The sequence below is a fragment of the Marinomonas sp. KMM3893 genome, from assembly GCF_004352855.1.
GTDB lineage: Bacteria > Pseudomonadota > Gammaproteobacteria > Pseudomonadales > Marinomonadaceae > Marinomonas > Marinomonas arenicola.
Window position 1 is genome coordinate 160424 of the sequence record NZ_SJSC01000005.1, and the last position, 20946, is coordinate 181369.

The 20946-nt window shown below is 45.7% G+C and carries 17 protein-coding genes; 10 read left to right on the forward strand and 7 right to left on the reverse strand.

Going from position 1 to position 20946, the window contains the following annotated elements; translation table 11 throughout:
• Position 1: 1 nt before the first annotated feature.
• Positions 2-355: a response regulator gene (locus E0D71_RS13215; protein ID WP_133003786.1), complete on the reverse strand. Its 354-nt coding sequence runs from the start codon at positions 353-355 to the stop codon at positions 2-4.
• Positions 356-734: 379 nt separating this feature from the next.
• Here E0D71_RS13215 and E0D71_RS13220 point away from each other — a divergent pair, with 379 nt between their 5' ends.
• The 4 genes from E0D71_RS13220 to E0D71_RS13235 are packed head-to-tail and all read left to right on the forward strand — an operon-like array spanning position 735 to position 5367.
• Positions 735-1223, forward strand: coding sequence for a MarR family transcriptional regulator (locus E0D71_RS13220; RefSeq protein ID WP_133003787.1), 489 nt, complete (start codon positions 735-737; stop codon positions 1221-1223).
• The gene (locus E0D71_RS13225; protein ID WP_133003788.1) at positions 1217-2656 is read left to right on the forward strand and encodes an efflux transporter outer membrane subunit; all 1440 of its coding nucleotides are present in this window, start codon (positions 1217-1219) and stop codon (positions 2654-2656) included. The genes E0D71_RS13220 and E0D71_RS13225 overlap by 7 nt, the downstream gene beginning before the upstream one ends.
• Positions 2657-2670: 14 nt before the next feature.
• Positions 2671-3861 carry an efflux RND transporter periplasmic adaptor subunit gene (locus E0D71_RS13230; protein WP_133003789.1) on the forward strand — a complete coding sequence of 397 codons (1191 nt, stop codon included), beginning with the start codon at positions 2671-2673 and terminating at the stop codon, positions 3859-3861.
• A gap of 9 nt (positions 3862-3870) precedes the next feature.
• On the forward strand, positions 3871-5367 hold the full coding sequence (locus tag E0D71_RS13235; protein ID WP_133003790.1) for a DHA2 family efflux MFS transporter permease subunit: 1497 nt from the start codon (positions 3871-3873) through the stop codon (positions 5365-5367).
• 291 nt (positions 5368-5658) lie between these two features.
• Here E0D71_RS13235 and E0D71_RS13240 read toward each other — a convergent pair whose 3' ends face one another.
• Entirely contained in the window at positions 5659-6624 is a 966-nt protein-coding gene (locus tag E0D71_RS13240) for a transposase (protein WP_133003791.1), read from the reverse strand.
• Positions 6625-6987: 363 nt separating this feature from the next.
• Here E0D71_RS13240 and E0D71_RS13245 point away from each other — a divergent pair, with 363 nt between their 5' ends.
• Positions 6988-7701 carry a FadR/GntR family transcriptional regulator gene (locus E0D71_RS13245; protein ID WP_133003792.1) on the forward strand — a complete coding sequence of 238 codons (714 nt, stop codon included), beginning with the start codon at positions 6988-6990 and terminating at the stop codon, positions 7699-7701.
• A 206-nt stretch (positions 7702-7907) separates the two neighbouring features.
• Entirely contained in the window at positions 7908-8258 is a 351-nt protein-coding gene (locus E0D71_RS13250) for a cupin domain-containing protein (RefSeq protein ID WP_133003793.1), read from the forward strand.
• 82 nt (positions 8259-8340) lie between these two features.
• Here the strand turns inward: E0D71_RS13250 and E0D71_RS13255 are convergent, their stop codons facing one another.
• The 3 genes from E0D71_RS13255 to E0D71_RS13265 all read right to left on the reverse strand — a co-directional run bounded on the left by E0D71_RS13255 (position 8341) and on the right by E0D71_RS13265 (position 10857).
• On the reverse strand, positions 8341-8655 hold the full coding sequence (locus E0D71_RS13255; protein ID WP_133003794.1) for an NIPSNAP family protein: 315 nt from the start codon (positions 8653-8655) through the stop codon (positions 8341-8343).
• A gap of 158 nt (positions 8656-8813) precedes the next feature.
• A complete protein-coding gene (locus E0D71_RS13260) occupies positions 8814-9614 on the reverse strand; it encodes a DUF547 domain-containing protein (protein WP_133003795.1) in 801 nt (266 codons plus the stop codon).
• 160 nt (positions 9615-9774) lie between these two features.
• Positions 9775-10857: a LacI family DNA-binding transcriptional regulator gene (locus tag E0D71_RS13265; RefSeq protein WP_133003796.1), complete on the reverse strand. Its 1083-nt coding sequence runs from the start codon at positions 10855-10857 to the stop codon at positions 9775-9777.
• A 248-nt stretch (positions 10858-11105) separates the two neighbouring features.
• Here E0D71_RS13265 and E0D71_RS13270 point away from each other — a divergent pair, with 248 nt between their 5' ends.
• From E0D71_RS13270 to E0D71_RS13280, 3 genes are all read left to right on the forward strand, one after another.
• The gene (locus tag E0D71_RS13270; protein ID WP_133003797.1) at positions 11106-13223 is read left to right on the forward strand and encodes an alpha-galactosidase; all 2118 of its coding nucleotides are present in this window, start codon (positions 11106-11108) and stop codon (positions 13221-13223) included.
• Between the two features lie 123 nt (positions 13224-13346).
• Positions 13347-15047 carry a solute:sodium symporter family transporter gene (locus tag E0D71_RS13275; protein WP_133003798.1) on the forward strand — a complete coding sequence of 567 codons (1701 nt, stop codon included), beginning with the start codon at positions 13347-13349 and terminating at the stop codon, positions 15045-15047.
• 238 nt (positions 15048-15285) lie between these two features.
• Entirely contained in the window at positions 15286-16302 is a 1017-nt protein-coding gene (locus E0D71_RS13280) for a substrate-binding domain-containing protein (protein ID WP_133003799.1), read from the forward strand.
• A gap of 100 nt (positions 16303-16402) precedes the next feature.
• On the opposite strand, the gene E0D71_RS13285 is transcribed toward E0D71_RS13280, so the two are convergent.
• Positions 16403-17926 carry a sulfatase-like hydrolase/transferase gene (locus E0D71_RS13285; protein ID WP_133003800.1) on the reverse strand — a complete coding sequence of 508 codons (1524 nt, stop codon included), beginning with the start codon at positions 17924-17926 and terminating at the stop codon, positions 16403-16405.
• A 42-nt stretch (positions 17927-17968) separates the two neighbouring features.
• Positions 17969-19705 (reverse strand): solute:sodium symporter family transporter, encoded by a 1737-nt coding sequence (locus E0D71_RS13290; protein WP_165943000.1) that lies wholly within the window; start codon positions 19703-19705, stop codon positions 17969-17971.
• Between the two features lie 172 nt (positions 19706-19877).
• Between E0D71_RS13290 and E0D71_RS13295 the strand changes: the two genes are divergently transcribed.
• A complete protein-coding gene (locus E0D71_RS13295) occupies positions 19878-20741 on the forward strand; it encodes a helix-turn-helix transcriptional regulator (protein ID WP_165943001.1) in 864 nt (287 codons plus the stop codon).
• Positions 20742-20946: the final 205 nt, after the last annotated feature.

The window sequence follows — 20946 nt, forward strand, 5'->3', positions numbered from 1 at the left end:
ATTAAACACCTACAACACTGGCAAGCTCTTCAGGTTTCGCTGGTTTTGCAATGAAACCTATGCCTAACGAAGCCGCTCGATCTCTAATAGCATCTTGAATATTCGCCGTTACCAAGGTTTGTTTCACTGTAGGATGAGTCATTAACAGCACTTCAGCCAATTCAAGGCCATTTCGATCTGGCATGTTGTAATCAATGAGCGCCCGATCAACCGTGACTGTCTTCAGCAGCTCCTCCGCTGCATCGGCGCTGGCCGCTTCGCTGATAATAATCGAGTCATCAAGTCGTCTTAATGCTTTAGATAAAGCCAAACGACTCACTTTACTATCGTCAACCAATAAAATTCGTAATGCCATAAGGGTCCTATTAAATTTGCGCTACTGATATAACGCCTTATGATATATGAGGTTTTCTGAATTAGAGACTGTCAGCTAACAGATATTTGTTACTCTTTGTCTATATATGTATTTTTCAGTAAAAATAAAAAATTTCTTTCTCATCAATGAAAAATTCATCCAACTCTCCCCCCTTATAAGATACCGCTCTAGCAGGGCTCTCCATTTGCACTTTATAAGCAAATAAGGCAAAAAAAACGCACAAAGAGGTCAATTTTCACACAATTTCACTCGCCGCCTTTAGCAAGATTGACGTCAATCCATAAAATGCGCAGAATTACTTGCCTATGCACCTATTGCATAGACAAGTAACTCTTAAATTCTTATTGCAAGGTTCTTCATGACATCGCCATACCACGTAATCGATGAAACACTTTTAACCAATCTCGGCTTTTTACTCGGCAAAAGCGCGCAGATAAAAGATCGCCTTCTGGATCATTATCTCGCTGTCGAAGACATAACATCGAGTCAAGCTAAGGTGCTATTCACGGTTTTCTTTCTTAAAAACCAACGCTCTTCTGACATCAGTAAAGCGCTAAACGTCGACAGCAGTGCGGTCACTCGAATGCTAGATCGACTCGAAAAGAAAGAACTGATTCAGCGTATGGCAGACCCTGATGATCGCCGCTCAGTGTTTATTGAGTTGACAACGAAAGGACATGAAATCACCTCACGAGCTTTGCCTCTTGCTAATGAAGCCATTGATAAATTAACCGAGTGCTTAACCCCAGATGAAAAACAAAGCTTGCAGCATTGCTTAGGAAAAATTGTCAATTTTTTTCACACCGAAGAGTGTCTGTTGAATAATAAAAAGGATGCAACATGCTAAAACTGGCGAAGATTACGACCTATGTGTCGCTATGCCTTCTTTATGGGTGCGCGCCACCGTCAAGTATCAAAACACACAACACCCTAACGGACAAAACCTTGGTGAGTCACGCGACTAGCCTAGAAAGCAAAAAGCTGTATTCGGCTAACTGGCCTTCTCAATCATGGTGGTTGTCGCTGGGGGATATCCAACTAAACAACTTAATCGAGCAAGCACTGCAGCACAGTCCCAACATCCAGTTGGCCAATGCTAATTTAGAAAAAGCATCCGCCTTAGTGATGGCAGCAGACAGCAAATTTGATCCCGTCGTGTCCGCCAATGCGAGCGCCACTCGCTCTCGTTTGTCTCGCTCAGAAGATTACACCTACCAAGGTAGCCAATACGGCACCCTATATGGTCTTGGGCTAAACATGAGCTATTCCTTCGATTTATGGGGAGGCAATAAAGCCGCTTGGGTTGCCAGTGTAAGCAATCAAAAAGCCGCTGAAATAGACCATCAAGCCGCGAAGATAAATTTATCATCCGCCATCATTCGAACTTACATTCAACTGGCCAATGCATATGCATTAGAAGACCTTGCCAAAGACGATTTCGAACGCACCCAGCGTATCGTTTTGATCACGGAAAAATTATTACAAAGCGGTCTAACCTCAAATGATCGCTTGTACACAGCACAAAGCAACGAAGCGTCTTCTAAACAGGTTCTAAAGCAGAGAGCGCTGAGCATTCAGTTGCTAAAAAATGCCTTGGCAACATTGATAGGCGATGGACCTGACCTTGCCAATAACATTCAGCGCCCAAGCGCGCACCTAAGCGCCAAACTCAACTTACCTGCTGAGCTACCAGCGAATCTTATGGCACATCGCCCTGACATTGTGGCGGCGAAATGGCGCATCGAAGCGGCCAGCAAAAACATTGATGTGGCCAAAACACGCTTTTACCCTAACGTCAATTTGAGCGCCAGTGCTGGCTTTAAAAGCGTGCTAGGGGACTCCATGTTTGGCGAACCAAGCCGCTCTTGGAGTGTCGGCCCTGCCATTTCCTTGCCCTTATTTACGCAAGATCTCAAGGCCAACTTGATCGATCAAAGCGCTGATTATGATTCGGCCGTGGCGCATTACAACCAAACGATCAGCAAAGCCTTTGGCGATGTGACCGACCGAATTTTGACCATTAAATCGGTTAACAAACAAATCGCAGATGCCCAACGCAGCGCCAAACTGGCTGCTCAGAGTTACCACATCACGGAAAAGCGTTACCAATCCGGGATGGGCAGTCAATTGGAAGTGTTACTCATCGAGAATCAATTATTGCAAGCTGAGTCGGCACTGACACTACTGAAAAATCAGCTACAAGAACAGCAAGCCGCTCTTATTGAAGCCCTAGGCGGTGGTTTTGGGGATGATCAAACGGTCTCTACCTCTAAACATTAATGGTGAATAAAATTATGCAAAACAACGACGCAAACACAGCAGCACCAACAAACAGCAAGCGCAAAAAAAGCTTAATCATACTGTTTATGATTATTGTCTTAGGCGCCATCGCCGTTAGCTGGTATTACGAGACATACATTGTTGGCAATCAAACAACAGACGACGCTTACGTTAATGGCAACATTGTTTCGATTACGTCTGAAACAGTCGGAACAGTCACACAAATCACCGCTGATGATGGGGATTATGTGAAAAAGGGGCAAGTCCTAGTGCGTTTTGATGAAGCAGATGCCGACATCGCCTACGAAGACGCAAAAGCAAAATTAGCGCAGGCCGTGCGCCAAGTAAGAGCCATGTTCAATAACGTGACCCAAGCGGAAGCCGTTGTCGCGTCTCAAGAAATCACCCTGCACAAGGCACAAAAAGATTACCAACGCCGTAAAAACATGGTGAAAGCCGGTGGTTTGTCACAAGAAGACTTAAGCCACGCAAAAGACATGGTCGATTCGGCACAAAAACAATTGGCGGTTTCCGTTGAACAATTAAAAGCGCAGCAATCGATGATATTTGGCACCACAGTCGAGACACACCCAGTCGTCAAATCCGCGATTGCCAACGTAAAACAAGCGTACCTAGCCAAACAACGCACACAAATAGTGGCACCAGTGACCGGCTATGTGGCTCGTCGACAAGTGCAACTTGGACAACGTATCTCTCCCAGCGCAACATTAATGGCCGTAGTGCCCTTGCATGATGTTTGGGTAGACGCCAATTTTAAAGAGACGCAACTCGACAATATGCGCATTGGCCAGCCCGTGTCCTTGGTCAGTGACCTGTATGGTGACGAGGTTGTTTTCCACGGCACAGTCGAAAGCTTGGGAATTGGTACCGGCAGTGCCTTCTCCGTGTTGCCAGCGCAAAATGCAACGGGTAACTGGATCAAAATTGTGCAGCGCTTACCGGTGCGCATTAAGCTTGATAAAAATGAGCTGGCTTCACACCCTCTTCGCATTGGTTTATCCATGAATGTCGATGTGAACACAGTAAGTCCATCAGGCAAATTATTGGCCACAGACAGCCCTGCAAAACCTCGTTTTGAGACCGACGTTTACCATCAAACGATGCAAGGCGTGGCACAAGTTATCAGCCAAATCATCAAAGAAAATGATGCGCAACGTCACCCTGCATCCGCGAACCAGCCGTAAGGACTATCTATGAGTCAACAAGAAGGGTTTCGTCCCGCTAATATGGCTCTGTGTGTGTTTGCCATTGCGCTGGGTGTTTTCATGCAAGTGCTGGATACCACGATTGCCAACGTCTCTTTGCCCACCATTTCAGGCAGCATGGGCGTCAGTTTTAACCAAGGCACCTGGGTTATTACGTCTTTCACCGTCTGTAATGCCATCGGCTTGCCTATCACTTCGTGGCTCAGCCGACGCTTTGGTGAAGTGCAGCTTTATACGGCGGCACTGTTAAGCTTTATTACCACTTCTTTTTTGTGTGGCATATCGCAAAACATGGCGGAATTAGTGGTCTTTCGAGCATTACAAGGCTTGTCTGCGGCGCCGCTTTTTCCAATGAGCCAAGTGCTATTAATGTCTATTTTCCCTCGTGCAAAACGCGGCATGGCATTGGCATTAATCGGTATGGTAGCGGTAGTAGGGCCGATCGTAGGGCCTATTTTGGGCGGTTGGCTTACCTATAACTACAGCTGGCCATGGATTTTCTTTATCAACATCCCTGTAGGATTGTTCTCCGTGAGCGTTATCTTGGCGCAATTGAAAGATCGTCCGCAGGAAAAAACCAAGCCCAAACTGGACATTATTGGCTTGACGGCCATGGTATTGGGTGTCGGAGCATTGCAGATTGTATTGGATAAAGGCAACGACCTGGATTGGTTCTCTAATCAGTGGATTATTATTGGGTCGGTCTTTGCTGCAATTATGTTGGTATTTATGGTTATTTGGGAATTAACCGACGAGCACCCTGCTATTAACTTGCGCTTGTTCGCCAATCGTAACTTTTGTATTGGCACCATATTGCTAACGTTAGGGTACGCAGGCTTTTTCAGCATCAACTTAATATTGCCCCAGTGGATGCAAACGCAATTGGGCTACACCGCATTGTGGGCAGGCCTAGCGGCTGCGCCCATGGGCATATTGCCCTTGATCATGTCACCACTACTGGGGAAATTTGGCCATCGTATGGACATGCGTTGGTTGGCCGGCAGCTCATTCGTTGTCATAGGCATCAGCTGTTACTTGCGCACCTTGTTTAATTTGGACATAGATTTCGCCACCATTGCGCTTATCCAACTGTTTATGGGCATTGGCATCGCGCTTTTCTTTATGCCAATGACAACCATATTGATGTCTGACCTTAATGGACCCGACATTGCCGATGGCGCCTCGTTATCGACCTTTATACGAACCCTAGGCGCCAGTTTCGCCTCTTCATTAACCGCTTGGATATGGGCACGAAACTCAAGCGTCCATCATTCGGTGTTAAGTGAGCAGATATCACCTTACAACCCGCTTGTATCACAGCAATTGCAAAATCCAAGCACGGCCACTTTGATGAACTTCAATCAAACATTGACGTCACAGGGCTTGATGATGTCTACCATCGATCTATTTACCATGCTAATGGTGCTGTTCTTTGTACTCACACCGTTTATTTTCTTCACGAAAAAAGCCCTAAAAGAACACTAACCATACCACCACACAGAGGCCTAGAACCATTCAAGGACAGGCACCCTTAAAAAGCAGTAACCACAAGGGTTTTAGCATGCCTGTCTTTTTTAAATTAATAAGACAGGCATCTTTAAAAGCCAACGATGACAAAGGCTTTAATATGTTTGTTCTACTAATTTATTTAATAAAAGGAGGAACTTGAGGCTAGAGCGCACATTCTCGTTTAGTGAAGTGGTTATTTGGCCTTTTTTGGCCATGAGACCCCCTCAACGCCATGCTGATACCTTGTAATTTATTCGACTATTTCAATCAGGCGAGTCGCTGAGCGCTTTTTCGGTTTCTTCTGCGATGGTGCGATTCGCAGTACTGGTCAATGGACGATGCCTGCCCGACGACTCTTCCTGTTCTGGCTTCGAACTCGGTTGCAATACACACCCAATTGTCAGATGAAATATGCAATCGCTGTAGGATGGGAAGTAAGGAGGCATCAATCGAGCCTTTTTTGCCCTCTTTCACTATGCGCCCTGTCATATCGACTAGCTCTAAATAATCCGCCAGTTTAAAAGGCAAACCGTTGGGCATGCCTTTTCGTGGATGACCGACAAAAGGATGCAGCGTCTTGGGCTGGCTGTTTTCTTTCACGGCAAGCACTCGCTTCTTAATGCTGGTAAAATCGGAGCTTTCTGGAGTGTCACTAATACCCGACCTGACTGGGTTTAAATCCACATAGGCCATGCAAGCGATCAGCGCCGATTCGTCCAATAAAGCCTGGGATTTAAAGCGCCCTTCCCAAAAGTGACCTGTGCATTCGTCTTCTAGATTAGCTCGCCGTGCAATCGGCTCGTTAAGCTCTTTCATAAACCAGCTAATGTCTGTTAAGCGTGCTCGGTAGGTTTCTGCCGCCGCTTCTGCGAGCGTAATGACATACGCTGGTAGAGTACCGCCAAGCAGGTATTGCTGAGTATAGGTCGTGCCTTTATGAAGCTTATGCCAGCGCTCTAACACCTCCACGACAGACCAGTTTTTCACAGTCACTGAATCGATATGCAGCACAACATGAAGATGGTTACTCATCACCGCATAGGCACACACATCGATCGAAAAGACACTCGCGAGGAACAGCAAACGATGCTCAACCCAACTGCGTCTATGTTCGTAGCTCGCACCTGTAAATGGATCTTCACCGCACAAAAAAGCACGACGCACACATCGAGCCACGCAATGATAATAAGGGGTATCGTCTAAGCAAACCTGCTGACTTCTGGGCATTGGCATAATCCCGTTCCTCTTCCTTGAGAAAACAAAAATTAAGTATAGAAGAAGTCTGAAAAATAAACCGAAAAGAGCGGTAAGCACCGTGGTTACAGCCTTTTTCGTATGCCTGTCTTGGGTGTAGGTCTTGGGTGTAGTTGCCGTGGTTACTGGCTTTTTCGTATGCCTGTCTTGGGTGTAGTTGAGCGTTAGGGGGTGTTAAATGGGAGGTTAAACGATAAACGCCCTTTATAAGTGCGTCTGATTGTATCTTTTGTAGTATTATTGGACAACAAATAGGTCACAATACAAAATCATGCTAATCTTGATCTATATTTTGAAGCCGCTTATTAAAATTGGCTCGCGACGTTTGACGCTAAGGACACCATGACCAATAATTTCACTTCTATTTCGACCTCTTCAAGAAGCTTGCATATCCAAGTGGCACGAACCATTGCGCGTCGTATTTTGTCTGGAGAAATGCCGCAAGGCTCAATTGCGCCAAACGAAATGACATTATGTGAACAATTTGGCGTGAGCCGAACAGCGCTGCGTGAAGCCATTAAATTGCTAACCTCTAAAGGTTTGCTTGAATCCAGACCTAAAATTGGCACCAAGGTTGTCTCAAGAGATCGCTGGAACTTTCTCGACCCACAATTGATTGAATGGATGGATGGCTTAAGCGATCCAGCGGAGTTCTGCACACAATTTCTTGGCCTAAGACGGGCGGTAGAACCAGAAGCCTGTGCTCTGGCAGCGCTCCACGCCACGCCAGAACAGAAAGCAGAGCTCACTGTCATCTTTCAGCAAATGGAAAAAGCCGCTCAGCATTTCGAGCACGATACTTGGACAAGCGTTGACTTAAGCTTTCATCGACTTATTTTCAACTCAACCAATAACGATTTCTACTTACCATTTGGCAATATTTTAACCACCATGTTTGCCACCTTTATCAAACACTCATCCGCCCACGGCGGCGTCTGTTTGAACGAACACAGGCTCATTTTTGAAGCCATTATTGCCGGCGACAGCGATGGCGCACGCAACGCCTCTCGCGATCATTTGCAATCCACTAAGCACCGTTTGCCAGAAGCCGTCTAATCTCCCTCTCTTTTAAGCGCAGCATGACGCGATAACCCTGATGCTGCGCTTAATTCCGTTTTTCTATAACAGCCTCACTCTAATTCCACCCTGGCCGTTTCTTTTCTAGCACTTCAGACCAACAGAGTGTCGTGTTTTTTTGACTAAAACATTTTTATGATATTATAATACAATTAGGCATTATAAAAATAAGACGAGGGGTTTCTATGAGCACATTTTTTCAATCTCAAGAACACGAATGGGAAGATCTGGGCAGCGGCATTAAACGCAAAATTGTTGGTCACACAGACAACTTAATGGCCGTGCATCTTTGCTTTGATAAAAACGCCGTCGGCCACCCACATGCCCATGATATTCATGATCAGATTGGTTATGTCGTAGAAGGCAGCTTTGAGGCCGAAGTGAATGGCGTAAAACAGATCTTGAAAAAAGGCGATGCGTACATTGCACAAAAACACTTTGTTCACGGTGCGGTGGCATTAGAAAACAACAGCATTTTGTTAGACATGTTCTCCCCTGCTCGAGAAGATTTCCTCAATAAAACACTCACGCCCTGATTTATCCGAACACACTTTTAGAGGTCTGAAACAAGGCAAGCGCCCTGCTTCAGACGATCTAATAAGATTATAAATCAACTAATTATAATGAAAGCGGGGTAATTGCTCTTACCTTAATAGAGTCCAACTCTATAAGCTCCCCTACTTTTGGGCGCACCTCATTGACCCACCAATCATTGTAAGTTTGCTCAGACACTTGTTGGCGTTGCTGCTCACTATCAAACTCACGCGTCCAAATAAAGAACTCATCACCCTTGTCGTCTTTATACAAATTGGTGCTGAGAATTCTCATGCCTTGTGAACGCTGGTACGGCAACAATTCGTCGCGCATCCATGTCACCCATTGGTCCGCTTTGCCTGGTTTGATTTTATATTCACGAAGTTCAACGATTTTCAAAATACATCCTTACTTAATAAAAATCCAAAGTGGCTCAATGAAAAACATCGAGAATCGCCACTTTGAGAAAAAGTCTCAACAACAGAGTCCATTAAAATGAAACCATGGCAGCCATCAAAAAATGAGCGATGAACACCATGCTATTCGCCCCTGTGTTATTAAGACTTACTGTTTAATTGCCAATCATAATCCAAGAAATCAAGGGTCAATGATTGACGCTTTAACTGGTCTACGGCGCTTGGCGTTAACGACAAATCAGCAGCATGATCAACAAGAAACGCGTCTAATGAGTCATAACCATGCCAACCTTTTTCAAAATCTTCTCGATACCATTTAAAAATAGAAGACAATGCCAAGGTGTCGCCTTGCAAACGATTGCGGCTGCGATCCGCTAAAAAAAGTCGAGTTTGCTGACTTAATAACGCATCAAGATTGTCGCCCTGATACGCCTGGTTAGCCAATGCTGGACAACCAATGCTGGCACAATTAACAGCAAAGTGAATTCGCGGGTCCTGATAACGATCAGAGCCTCGAATCAGGGTATGCTCAATATTGTCCAACGAGCGCTTCTCACCTAACAGTGGAATGAACTTTTTGCTCCAAGGCGAACGAAACAAACTACCAAGATCTTTGATTGATGTTAAATCAGGCCACTTGGTCAAAATTAACTCAACCGTCCAAGCGTTGTAAGCATTAATAAGCCAGGCTAACTGATCGTTTTTTGGCCACGCATCAAACTGTTTCTGCGTTACGCCAGACAAGCTTGTTAAATAACTATCTAGCTGCGCTTTGTCATCAGCAAAGCCTTGATAATCGACCTGACTTGCCTGCCCGCCATTCAGTAAATACACGTGTCGCTGTAGTAAGTCATTCCATTTGCTGTGATCAAAAGAAGCCGCGCTTGCAAACGCACTTTGCCCAGCAAACAACGCAAGCAGTAAAACCAGTATTTTTGTCATGATAAACGCCTCAACACCTTAATATTTTGTGATTGTGCTTATGAAAAGCTCATAAATAGTCGGCATTAGACGCAACACCTCACTCGCTTCTTACAGTTTTTCTGAAAAACTCAAACACTGGATCGGCAAAGTGAGGCAACCCCTCTCGGGATAATCTGATTTAATTCCTCTCAAGAGACGATTGCAAGAGTGCCCGAGCTTTGTCCAAATGATTCAATATTTCTTGAGCATTCTCTCCCTGCTTGGTTTTTACCGAGGTACTGGAACGGACAATTAACCGCGTCGGCAAAATCAATTGGCAATACGAATGAGGCGACTGCTCTGTGCTGTCCAACAAACGCTTAACCGCTTGCTGACCTAACGCCAAGAAATCTTGTTCCACCGTGGTCAAAGGAGGCGTAAAAAAGGCACTGTCACTGATGTTATCAAACCCGACCACAGACACCTTATCTGGCACTGATATTCCTAACTCATTTAACGCACACAGCACCCCCAAAGCCATTTGGTCGTTCGCCACCAACACAGCATCAAAAGATTGCTTCTTAGCAAGCGCATCACGAATCGCCAAATAGCCGCTTTGAGCGTCCCAATCCCCTTCATAACTTGCCACTATATTTTTCCCATTTTGCGTCAGCTCGTCACGCCATCCAGCCCGTCTTAACGACGACCCGGTTGACGCATTAGGCCCTGTAACAAGCAAAAAATTCTCTCGCTGGCAGGCGATCAAATGCTGCACGGCCATTTTGGCGCCTTCCGTATGTTCTGCACACACATAGTTCACCTTGCTGTGTTCAGGCACATCAATAAACATAAAATTCAGCGAGGTAAACTGCTCAACCAACTGCTCTGCCATCTCTTGCGTCAAGGGCACATTCACCACAATGTAATCCACTTGCTGAGAAGCCAACTCTCTGATGGCCGCTTTAATTCTGCCAAATTCATTATTTTCGACAATAGACAAAGCGGCCCCATAGCCTTTTTCATAGGCCTGCTGGCGCACCCCATTGACGATCAAAGCCACCCCATGCAAGGCGATATCAAGCGACACAATGCCCAAGGTTTTGGACTTGCCGCGACTCAGCATTTGTGCGCCTTTATTGGGAATATAGCCTAGCGCATTGATCGCTTGGTTCACTCGATCACGAGTCTCAGGGGAGACATTATCCGCGCCATTAGTGACCCGAGACACAGTTTGTGTCGATACCCCCGCTAATTTCGCGACGTCTTTAAATGTTACAGACACCCAAGCACTCCTCTCATCGGTCTAAAAAATCAGTCTTTTTTCTACTGTAGAGACAAACAATAACACATTAATGTTATCGAAAACATTTCACACGACATTGAAAAACATCAAAAAACGTTAGGTTTTTAGCGAAATAATTCTATTATCTATAACAATTGATCATTTTTTATCGTTTTGCTACTCTGCGTTTCAATTCCAGAAAGACACCAATAAATATAAATATTTACGCAAACATAGTGAGCTTCAACATGAATCAATTCATTCATTTAACCAGCCTCAATCACAGCTGCATCATTAAGGTGGATCGTGTCCCTGAAATCGTTCATTGGGGCGCGCGCATCGCTCAGATTGACGCAGACCTATTGCTCTCCACTGAACGCCCTATTTCTCAGGCTCGCCTAGACGTTGACATTCCTTTGTCTCTGTGCCCCGAATTAGGCAGCGGACACTTCAATGCGCCAGGCATCGAAGGGCATCGCAATGGCCATGATTGGGCGCCGGTTTTCCACACCACTGACACGCAAGCCAATGACCACCAAGCGGTGTTCACACTGCAAGACGACATAGCCAATCTTGAACTCACTATCGAGGTGCTACTGGATCACGATTCTGATGTCCTACAAAAACGCATTAGCGTGCGCAACCTAGGTTCAGAGGTTTACACACTCAATAAACTATCATCGACGTTAACGCTGCCTCACCATGCAAATGAACTGATGACCTTTCATGGTCGTTGGTGCCAAGAGTTTCAAAACCAACGCCAAGCGTTAGAGCACGGCGGGTTTATGCAAGAAAACCGCCGCGGCCGCACCTCCCACGAAAATTTCCCCGGGCTGTTTGTTGGCAGCAAAGGGTTTAGTGAACAACAAGGAAATGTTTGGGGCTTTCACCTCGGCTGGAGTGGCAACCACCAACTGCGAGCCGATGTGAAGAGTGATGGCCGCCGCTTTGTGCAAGCCGGAGAATTGCTACTGGCGGGGGAGATCCAGCTGGCTGAAAATGACATCTACCAAACGCCTTGGCTATATGGTGTGTACAGCAACCAAGGACTAAATGGCATTTCCGATCGTTTTCACACCTTTGTTCGCCAAAGCATTCTTCGCTTCCCAACACAAAAACCGCGCCCTGTGCATCTAAACACATGGGAAGGTATCTATTTCGATCACAACCCTGACTACATTATGAAAATGGCCAGCGAAGCGGCCGACATGGGTGTTGAGCGCTTTATCATTGATGACGGCTGGTTTGTTGGCCGCGATCATGAACGCGCCGCACTCGGTGATTGGTATCTCGATGAAAAGAAATACCCAAATGGTCTAGAGCCAGTCATTGAGCACGTCAACACACTGGGTATGGAGTTTGGCTTGTGGGTTGAACCAGAAATGGTCAGCCAAGATTCCAATTTATTCCGCGCCCACCCTGACTGGGTATTAGGCTTATCAGGCTATCAGCAACCTTCTGGTCGCTGGCAATACGTACTCGACCTGCAAAATCCTGAGTGCTTTCAATACTTATTTGACAGGCTCGACGACCTACTCACACGCTACAACATCTGCTATCTAAAATGGGACATGAACCGCGAACTCGTGCAACCTGGGCATCAAGGTAAAGCCGCCGTTCGCGGTCAAACACAGGCTTTGTACCAACTGCTGGACGCGCTAACCAGCGCCCATCCGAGCGTTGAAATCGAGTCTTGCTCCTCTGGTGGCGGACGCATTGATTTTGAGATCCTAAAACGCACCCATCGCTTTTGGGCATCCGATTGCAACGACGCCCTAGAGCGACAAAGCATTCAACGCGGCATGAGCTACTTTTTTCCACCCGAAGTCATGGGCGCGCACATTGGCCCAGGCGAATGCCACTCAACCAACCGTCGCCACAGCATCAACATGCGTGGCGTTACCGCCTTAGGCGGACACATGGGCGTCGAACTCGACCCAGTGAAAGAAACGGCAGAAGAAAAACAAGCGTTTGCTCATTACATTCAGCTGCACAAACAACATCGCCACCTGCTGCATTCTGGCCGTACCTTCCGGATCGATTCCGCCAATAAGGATCAATACATTTACGGCGTGGTTGGTGCCAACCAAGACGGCCAAGAAGAGTTGCTTATCACTGTATGCCAGCTGGCCATGCCGGAATACGCGCTGCCTTCACCCTTACGAATCAGCCACATTGATGTGCATGCACGCTATCAATTAAACATAGTAGAAATGCCAAAAACCAGCTTTCAGCTCATGAAACAAGCCCCAAAATGGCTGGATAAAACCTTAGAACTTAATGGAGACAACCTGAAAGAAGTCGGTATTACATTGCCGATTTTAGACCCAGAGTCTGCCCTGATTGTTCACCTAAAAAAAATATAAAAACAACGGTCAATAAATTAGACCTTACCTATAAAAACACGCAGTAATCTGTCACTACGCCTTTCACGCACGCCGTGAAAGGCTCGCGTCTGCTTGCCGTGCATAAAAAGAAAGGAAAAGACTATGTCCCTCACGGTATTTTTATCGTTTTTGTTGTTCACCGGTTTCGTGGTTATCTTTACGTATCGAAAAGTAAAACGCGACCAACACCACTCTAAAGACGGCTTTTTCCTCGGCGGTCGAAGTCTAACCGGCGGACTCATCGCCAGCTCCCTCATTTTAACCAACCTAAGCGCCACCAGCTTTGTCGGCATGAGCGCCCAAGCGTACACCAACAACATGAGTGTAATGGGCTGGGAAGTGGCCTCGGGCGTCACCTTGGTGATCATTGCACTGCTGCTGGTGCCTCGTTATTTAAAGCAAGGCATCACGACCATCCCCGACTTTTTAGAAAGTCGTTATGACATGTCAGTGAAGAAATTTGTTACCTTGCTGTTCCTTTGCCAATACGTGATTAACATTCTACCCACCACGCTTTACGCAGGCGCGGTTGTCCTTGCTGAAATTTTTGATATCAAAGACTTGCTTGGCATCACTGAGTTTCAATCTATTGCGCTTATCTCGGCCACCATCGGGTTGCTGGGCTTTTTCTACGCCATTTACGGCGGTTTAAAAGCCGTGGTGATTGCAGACACCATTAACGGCATTGGCTTGATTATTGGCGGCTTGATGATTCCTGTTTTCGGGCTAATCGCATTGGGCCATGGCAGCTTCAGCGCTGGGCTAGACACACTTCTTAGCGCCGCACCTGAAAAACTTCAATCCGTAGGATCAGAAAAAGACCCGCTCCCTTTCTCCACGCTGTTTACCGGTTTATTGCTGGTGAACCTGTATTACTGGGGAACCGATCAATCGATCGTGCAACGAGTATTGGGCGCGAAAAACCTAAAAGAAGCACAGAAAGGCGTGATCGGTGCGGGGCTTATTAAAGTCATTTCCCCTTTGTTTTTGATCATTCCTGGCGTTATTGCTTACCATTTATTTGGTGCTAATGCCGGCAACCCTGACTCCATGTACACACGCCTCGTCAACGAAGTACTGCCAAAACCATTGGTCGGTTTCTTTGTTGCTGTGATGTTTGGCGCCATTTTAAGCACCTTTAACGGGGTACTAAACAGCTCAACCACACTGTTCGCTTTGAATGTCTACAAACCACTCTTTGGTAAGGGCAAAACCGATTTAGAGCTGATTGGCAAAGGCCGTATCTTTGGGGTTGTGATTGCGATCATTTCTATCTGCATCGCGCCTTTCATCATGTTTGCGCCAGAAGGCTTGTTCCAATACCTACAAATGGTGGCCGGTTTCTTTAGTGTGCCCATCTTTACCATTGTGTTCGTTGGTTATATTTCCAAGCGCGTTCCGGCCATCGCCGCCAAAATCGCCTTGGCTGTTTTTGTCACTTCGTATGCTTCTATGCAACTTATCTTTAAGGTAGAGCTGCACTTCCTGCATCAATTGGCGATCTTATTTGTGGCCTGCACTCTATTGATGTTTGTGATTGGTTATTTTTACCCACGCACCACGGATTACAAAATGCCAATCAATGAATCCATTGACATTACGCCATGGAAATTCCGCTTTGAAGCCTCAGCAATTGTGCTCTACATGGTGTTAGGCGCTTACATCATGTTCTCGAACATTGGTTTCATCTCCGATGACCCATCTTATATGCAAATTTACGCAGCTTGTGGCGTCATCATGTTGGCAGGGATCATTTTCCGCACTCGCCAGCAGAAAAAACGACAGGCCGCCCTGTCACAATAGTTAGACAACCCTCACGCTCGTTGCGCCCCAAAAAAGGGGCAAGCGAGCGTGATTCTCTCCCTCTATTTTGCGTTCGCTTTGGCTCATTTCCTTAGCACTAACCTCACGGACAATAAAGCCTGTGGACAGTGAGCTATAATCATAAAATTTGGAAAAGTATCGGCAAACCTTAAACTTACCTATGGTAAAGTAGACGCATAAAGACACTGACTATTACGAAGATGTTAAGGCAAACTCTATGGCTACTGTGAAAGATGTTGCGAAAGAAGCGAAGGTTTCTATTGCCACGGTATCGCGCGTCATCAACCATTCCCCCAAAGCCAGCAAGGCCGCCATTCAAGCCGTCACAGTGGCGATGAAAAAACTCGGCTATCGCCCTAACGCCGCAGCACGAGCGCTGGTCAGCCAATCCACACAAACGCTTGGCGTATTGGTCGGTGATGTCTCCGACCCTTTTTTCGGCTCAATGGTTAAAGCCATCGACACCATTGCCACTGAACAGGGCAAACATCTATTGATTGGCAACGGTTACCACTCAGCTAAAAAAGAACGTGAGACCATTGAGCTGCTGATTAGCCAAGGTTGCGAAGCCCTTGTTATTCATAGCAAAAGCCTGACCGCCGAAGAGTTAATCACCTTCGCCAACGAAGCCCCTGGACTGGTGTTAATCAATCGATTTATTCCTGAGATAGCGGAGCGCTGCATCGCTTTGGACAATCTAAAAGGCTCTTACCTTGCCACAGATTATCTCATCAAACACGGTCATCAGCAGATTGGCTATATTTGCTCCAACCATGACATTGAAGACACAGAACAGCGTAAGGCGGGTTATTTACAAGCACTCAAAGACCATGGCTTAACCTGCACCGAAGATCACATTGAATATGGCGCTCCCGACGAAGCCGGTGGAGAATTGGCGATGACAAATTTGCTGACCAGAGGGCTACCACTGACAGCCATTGCCACCTACAACGATTACATGGCTGCGGGCGCTTTGTCAGCCCTCGAAGAAAACAATATAGAGGTCCCCAAAGCCATGTCTATTATCGGTTTTGATAACGGACTCATTGCCCGATACCTTCACCCCAAGCTGACCACGGTGCGCTACCCGATCCAAAGAATGGCAGAACAGGCGGCGATTCTTTCTTTAAAGCTCGCCAATAAAGAAAAGCCCGTTACCAACAACATGATATTTGTCCCAACTTTAGTGAAGCGCTTGTCTGTGGTGTCAGCCCCGAGCGCTACGTCCGTTTAAAAAAACGCCGTCTGTTAACCCAGACGGCGTTTGTGCATCACCAAATAACCACCCAAAACAAAGCGCCTACTCTTTTCTCAAAGAAACCTCGCTGTTGTTATTAGAATTTCATTTTCTTGTCTTCTATCTTCACACCTTGCGTTGGCATACCTGTGTCATAGTCTCTCACGACTGGCGAATAACCGTCATTAGGACGTGGTCTGAATGACCCCATCCAACGAGGTTTCACCCCTCGACGCCACGACCTCATAGACCACTGGTAAGACCGAAAAGGATCACGAATCGCATCCATGTAATCCATCAATTCATCGTGCAGCCGATCACGAATAATGGCGTACTCTGACTCATTGATCAGATTGTTTAGCTCATTTTTATCCTGGTTACGGTCATACAGTTCATCACTGGTGAATAAGTTAATCACCAACTTAAACTCCGGCGTAATCCAGCAACGCACAGGGATAAATCCACCAAAGCTATCGTGTTCAACTTCGTAACGATTGAACTCCACCATAACATTGCGCGCGGCGTCTTGTTCGATAACGCTCAGCAACTCCCCTCCTGGCAACATCTCGGGTTGTGCGATGCCTGCTAGATGCATCATGGTTGGCAAAATATCAATATGACTCACTGGTGTGTCTATTTGAGTACCCGCCCCTTGAAAGACACCATTTTGTTTTGGTAAGCGCACGATCAAGGGGATATTAGTGATGTCGTCATACATGGCGGCCCCCTTGCTGACCAATTTATGAGCGCCCATCATCTCGCCATGATCCGATGTATAAATAACCCAAGTATTATCAATCTCAGCTTGATCCAAATGATCAATCACTCGACCAATCTGGTCATCGACAAAATCATTACAGGCAAAATACAATGGATGATAATAGCGGCCTTGCTCATCAACCGGTGCCTTCATTGCCTCTGACCACAAGCTGTGATGCTCAGGTTTGTTACTCAAATCATCAAACGCCTTAGACCCCAAATCGTAATGAAAGTCTTGATACTTTCGCAAATAATCCGGCGGGCAAGTAAAAGGGTGATGAGGCTCATCATAAGACAACACCATCAAAAACGGCTCAGTCTTGGTGGGCGACTTTTCCTCCAGATAACGAATTGCCCGATTGCTAATCCGGTGCGCCCAGGTAAATTCCTGATCAATGTGGTTATTCTCTAAATCCTCCACGGAGTTTAAACCATTGCGCCACAGAGCAATTTGCTGATCCGTCAATTCAGCCAAGTAATTAGCACCGTCGTACCAATAGGCCTCATTCCATTCTGGTGGGCAAATACCGGTGCCATAATAATCGTGACCATCTAAGTGCCACTTCCCGATGTAGCAGGTGTCATAACCTGCGTCTTTAAAATAGCGCCCCATAGTAGAAATGTTTTTCCCAGGAGCGATGTTATTTGACCATGGACCAGATTGGTTTGAGTAAATCCCGGTAAACAACCCCGCTCTCGCAGGAGTACACACAGGGGAACAAGTATAGGCAGAATTAAAGCGCACCCCTTGCTCCGCCAACGCATCAATATTATCCGTGTTAAGCGGCTTCCCGCTATAACACCCGACCATATTTGTCGCCTGAGTGTCTGTCATGATCAAAATAATATTAGGTTTTTTCATTATCATGTCCGAATAATTTCAATGAATAAAGAACCGTAAAAGCTACTTGCCTGAGGCAACGAATACGCGATAAAGCTTATAAAGGCCGTACATAATGCCCAACCCTATTGCCGTAGCGATCAGCACTGAAAGCAAAGAGCCTGTCGGCGACGTTAAGCCAAGCGGAGAAAATACGGTGTAGAGCAAAACAAACGCCAGAACCAACAACCAACCCGCCAGCTTGCCGTGCTTCCATGCAGTGATGTCCACCATCTTGCTGTCTTTTTGAACGTAAGGAGTGTCCATTGGCTTCAAATAACGAACAATCGTCATAATCAACAACATCAGCAGCAGATTTAAGCCAACCAAATTCAGCCAATGGAGCTTGATAAAACCTAGATCATCATGGAGTACAAAGTGTGCTACGTAGAAGAAGACCATACCAAAGACCAAGCCAATGTAACCGGCCATGGCTGGTGCGCGCTTAGATAACACCCCCATCAAAATCACTGCAAAAATGGGCACATTAATAACCGCCATAATGGTTCTCATTAGGGTGTATAAGCTATCGGACGTCGCAATAAAGGGCGCAATGACAATACAAACAACAATGGTGGCAACACCAAACAAGCGACCAATGCGCACCGTTTCAATATCGGTTGCCGTAGGTTTAATTAACTGTTTGTAGATATCAAGACTAATGATGGTAGAAAGACTGTTTACCCCACTATTAAACGAGCTTAATACAGCACCAAAAAGAGCAGCACCAAAGAACCCGGTCAACCAAGTTGGTAATACTTCTCGCACCAAAATGGGATAAGACATGTCGCTATTTAATACACTGGTAGTCACCCCATCGACGACTTTAAAAGGAATCGTTAGCATGCCGCGTTGATACAAATGCCAGGCAATAATACCGGGTAAAACGAGCATCAAAATACCCACAATTTTCAACGCACCAGCGGCCAACACCCCTTTTTGTCCTTCCGCTAGATTTTTGGCAGCAAACGCACGCTGCACAATGGCCTGATTAGTACACCAGTAGAATAAGTTGATGATGATCACGCCAGAGATAAGTCCATGCCAAGGGATGTTGGCATGCTCTGTCAGACCTGCCGCCTGCATCCGTTGCGGCGCATCAGTTAACAAAATAGAAAAGCCATCCGTCAAACTGCCAGACCCTAATTGAGAGAGTGCAATGGCCGGAACCAGCATGCCAGCGATCAATAGCCCGACCCCATTGATAGTGTCGGAGACGGCCACCGCTTTTAAACCACCAAACACCGCATAAATCCCCCCGATCACACCAATGACAATCACCATGATCCAGGTGGTTAGCTCATCTGAAGTACCAAATAGCTGACTAATATTAAACAGCTTACCCAGCGTAATGGCCCCGGCATACAGCACGAAAGGCAAAAAACCGATCACGATGGCGTAAATGAAAATGGCAGAGGAAACAACACGCATGCGTTTGCCATAACGCAACTCTAAAAACTGCGGCACAGTAGTAATACCCGATCTGAGATAGCGAGGCAGAAAAACAAACGCAAGGACAATAAGAGTGAGTGCTGAGGTGGTTTCCCAAGCCATAACATTCGCCCCATTTGCAAAAGCGTTAGCATTTAACCCAGTCAACTGTTCCGCAGAGATATTTGTTAAAAATAAAGACCCCGCAATGACATACCAAGGCAAACTTCGCCCCGCAAGGAAATAGCCATTTTCTGTACTTAAATTGTCCTTCCTGGTTTTTATATAGGAGATCACCGCCACCAGCGCCGTGAAAAAGACAAAAGACATTAGAGTAAACATCCTGACACCCACCTTCTTATTATTGGATTTATATGGAGCTGCACAAACACAATGATTTCTTATCTATGCTGAATGCGTTTTCAAATAATATTTCGTTAAAATTTATTACTGATAACTGCTACTATTTATTTTTGCTCGAGTCACAAGGTAAATGAATGGAATGACTGAACATTTGCATGTAAAAAACGAAACAACATTTAACACCCCGATTGTTATCGATAATAGCGCTGTGTCTAGCGGCATCACGCTGTTGGCTTTATGGAATACGCTGGCCGATCGAGACTACCATGTGGAATGGCCAAAAGACCGCCTTCGTCCTTTAATCGATGGCAGCGTTATCGCTCTCTATACTAAACAAGGCCATGGCGAGCTGACACTTACCTCCGGCAAGGTCATACAGCTTGAGGGCAGTACGGTTATCTTTCTCCACCCGACGAGTATCCATAGCTACCAGTGCAAAGGCTTATTATGGGAGGTTTTCCTTATGGAATTCATCCCAAATGGCGCAATCAATCTCATCTATGAGCAACTTATTACACTCACTAATAATGAGTTTTTTCATCAAGAAATGATGGAGATAGTGACACTTTTTCAAAAAAACGACTCAGACTATCGGCACCTAGCCACCGCCAGCTTAACCAAAACCATTTACCATTGGTTAACTCTAAGCAAGGTGAAAAAACTTGACCACAACCTTGCCAGAGTGCAAAACGTAATCACTCAAATTCATCTCAACATGACGAAAAAGTGGACCGTCAAAGAAATGGCCGAAATCGCCGAATGTACAGAACAAAGTCTTAGAAAGATGTTTTTAAAATACACTAAGCAAACCCCGAAAGAGTATTATTTAAACACTCGACTTATTGCATCAAAATCCCTTTTAAAACATAAAAATTACAGCGTAAGCCAAGCGGCCTTGGAGCTTAATTTTTATGATGCATTCCATTTCAGTAAAGCCTTTAAAAGAAAGTTTGGCACACCCCCTTCAAATATAAAATCAGCCACACCCACAACCATCAAGTAAAAAATAAATAATAAAATAAACAATTCATCATATTTATTTAAAAAAACAAGATCGTATCTTTCCAGCCATAACTTTTAGATCTACCTAAAGGCGCTATATATTATATCAAATAAAAAATCAACGAAAATATAAAAACTTTCTATACAATTTTAAATACCTACTGCATAATCCGATTTTTCCAGCCTTTATAATTAAAATAACCCTT

Coding starts and splice junctions, on each gene's coding strand:
- E0D71_RS13215 (WP_133003786.1), bottom strand. CDS start 355: ATGGCATTACGAATTTTATTGGTTGACGATAGTAAAGTGAGTCGTTTG.
- E0D71_RS13220 (WP_133003787.1), top strand. CDS start 735: ATGACATCGCCATACCACGTAATCGATGAAACACTTTTAACCAATCTC.
- E0D71_RS13225 (WP_133003788.1), top strand. CDS start 1,217: ATGCTAAAACTGGCGAAGATTACGACCTATGTGTCGCTATGCCTTCTT.
- E0D71_RS13230 (WP_133003789.1), top strand. CDS start 2,671: ATGCAAAACAACGACGCAAACACAGCAGCACCAACAAACAGCAAGCGC.
- E0D71_RS13235 (WP_133003790.1), top strand. CDS start 3,871: ATGAGTCAACAAGAAGGGTTTCGTCCCGCTAATATGGCTCTGTGTGTG.
- E0D71_RS13240 (WP_133003791.1), bottom strand. CDS start 6,624: ATGCCAATGCCCAGAAGTCAGCAGGTTTGCTTAGACGATACCCCTTAT.
- E0D71_RS13245 (WP_133003792.1), top strand. CDS start 6,988: ATGACCAATAATTTCACTTCTATTTCGACCTCTTCAAGAAGCTTGCAT.
- E0D71_RS13250 (WP_133003793.1), top strand. CDS start 7,908: ATGAGCACATTTTTTCAATCTCAAGAACACGAATGGGAAGATCTGGGC.
- E0D71_RS13260 (WP_133003795.1), bottom strand. CDS start 9,614: ATGACAAAAATACTGGTTTTACTGCTTGCGTTGTTTGCTGGGCAAAGT.
- E0D71_RS13270 (WP_133003797.1), top strand. CDS start 11,106: ATGAATCAATTCATTCATTTAACCAGCCTCAATCACAGCTGCATCATT.
- E0D71_RS13275 (WP_133003798.1), top strand. CDS start 13,347: ATGTCCCTCACGGTATTTTTATCGTTTTTGTTGTTCACCGGTTTCGTG.
- E0D71_RS13280 (WP_133003799.1), top strand. CDS start 15,286: ATGGCTACTGTGAAAGATGTTGCGAAAGAAGCGAAGGTTTCTATTGCC.
- E0D71_RS13285 (WP_133003800.1), bottom strand. CDS start 17,926: ATGAAAAAACCTAATATTATTTTGATCATGACAGACACTCAGGCGACA.
- E0D71_RS13290 (WP_165943000.1), bottom strand. CDS start 19,705: ATGTCTTTTGTCTTTTTCACGGCGCTGGTGGCGGTGATCTCCTATATA.
- E0D71_RS13295 (WP_165943001.1), top strand. CDS start 19,878: ATGACTGAACATTTGCATGTAAAAAACGAAACAACATTTAACACCCCG.